A 1648-nucleotide genomic window follows, 5' to 3' on the forward strand; every position below is an offset into this window, starting at 1 on the left:
ACCATTGGCGAGCTTGGTAAGCGTCTCGGTCAGCCAAGCATGCGGATTGATGGTGCTAAGCTTGCAGTTCTCAATGAGCGTGGCGATCACCGCCCAGTTATCGCCGCCCTCGTCGGAACCTGCGAAGAGGGCATTCTTCCGGTTCAGGGCTAACGGCCGGATCGATCGCTCGACGGTGTTGTTGTCGAGGTCGATACGGCCGTCGTCGAGGTAGCGCGCGAGGCCATCCCAGCGGGTGAGCGCGTAGCGAATTGCCTCGCCGAGCTTGCTCTTGGCGCTGACCTGCTGGTTCCGGGCCTCGAGATACTGGTGAAGGTCATCGACGATGATGCGGCTGCGGGCATCACGAGCAGCGCGGCGATGCTCGGCCGGTGATCCTCGCACCTCGTCTTCGATGGCGTAGAGCGCGGCGATGCGATGCAGGACCTCGGTCGCGACCGGGGAGCTGTCCGCCAGTTCATAGAATTTACGGCGTACATGTGCCCAGCAGAAGGCCAGGCTCACATGGCCCCGACGCCGAGCGAGTGCGGCGTAGCCGCCATAGCCATCGACCTGCAGGATGCCGGTAAAATCGCCAAGATGGGCATCGGGCCGCTCGGCCTTGCGATCCGCGGCATAGACGTAGGCAACCATTGGCGGATCCTCGCCACCGCTAGGTCGGTCATCGCAAGCATAAGCCCATATCTGGCCGGTCTTGGTTCGCCCGCGCCCCGGATCGAGCACCGGCGCCGTGGTCTCATCGGCGAAGAGGCGTTCGGATCGTCGGAGCCGTTCGAGCACATGATCACGCAAAGGGCGAAGATACCAGGCCGCTCGCCCGACCCAATCCGCCAGCGTAGATCGGTCGAGTTCAATGCCCTGCCGAGCGTAGATCTGGGCCTGCCGATATAGGGGCAGGTGATCGGCGTACTTGGAGACCAGAACCTGGGCGATCAGTGCCTCGGTCGGAATGCCCCCTTCTACGATCCTGGCTGGCGCCGGAGCCTGCACGATCGCACTCTCGCACGAACGGCAGCCGTAGCGCGGCCGGCGGGTGACCAACACGCGGAATGTGGTCGGCACGACATCAAGCCGCTCGGATACGTCCTCGCCGATCTGATGGAGCGCGCCGCCGCAGCAGGGGCAAGCCTTGTCCGCGACATCGACGACCTGTTCGATCCGCTGGAGGTGCGAGGGGAGCGACCCGCGGTTGGTTTTGCGGGGACGTTCGCTGCGCTGACGCCCGGCGCTGGCATCGACGGCGGCTTCGGCGCAGCCCAGCGCTGTCTCGACATCCTCGAGCGCGAGCTGGAGCTGATCGTCATCGAGCTGCTCGGAACTACGGCCGAAACGATGGCGCTGGAAAGCCTCGATGATCGCCCTCAGGCGATCGACTTCTGCGTCGGTCTTCTCAAGCTTGCGGGCCTGTTCGAGGACGAGCGCCCGCAACGCATCGACATCGTCAGGGAGGTCAGCTTCCGTGAGCATGGAAGCAGTGAATCAGCCAGCGAACGCCCCGTCAACCGGCGATCTGCGGGGCCATCGGTCGGCGTCCACCATGGACGCGGCGCCAGTCGAGACCCTCGAGCAAAGCCCCGAGTTGCGCGGCCGTCAGGCGCATCACGCCGTCCTGGATGCCGGGCCACTTGAAGCCGCCCTGTTCGAGCTT

Annotated in this window: 2 protein-coding genes; both read right to left on the bottom strand. The window is 64.9% G+C overall.

Annotation, left to right across the window (positions count from 1 at the left end; all coding sequences use genetic code 11):
• The coding region (gene tnpC, locus PYV00_RS24035; RefSeq protein WP_275230868.1) for an IS66 family transposase at positions 1–1467 on the bottom strand (1467 nt) is incomplete at its 3' end.
• 31 nt (positions 1468–1498) lie between these two features.
• The coding region (gene tnpB / locus PYV00_RS24475) for an IS66 family insertion sequence element accessory protein TnpB (RefSeq protein ID WP_428981684.1) at positions 1499–1648 on the bottom strand (150 nt) is incomplete at its 5' end.

Origin of the sequence: Novosphingobium album (ex Liu et al. 2023), assembly GCF_029076845.1 — a bacterium.
Taxonomy (GTDB): Bacteria; Pseudomonadota; Alphaproteobacteria; order Sphingomonadales; family Sphingomonadaceae; genus Novosphingobium.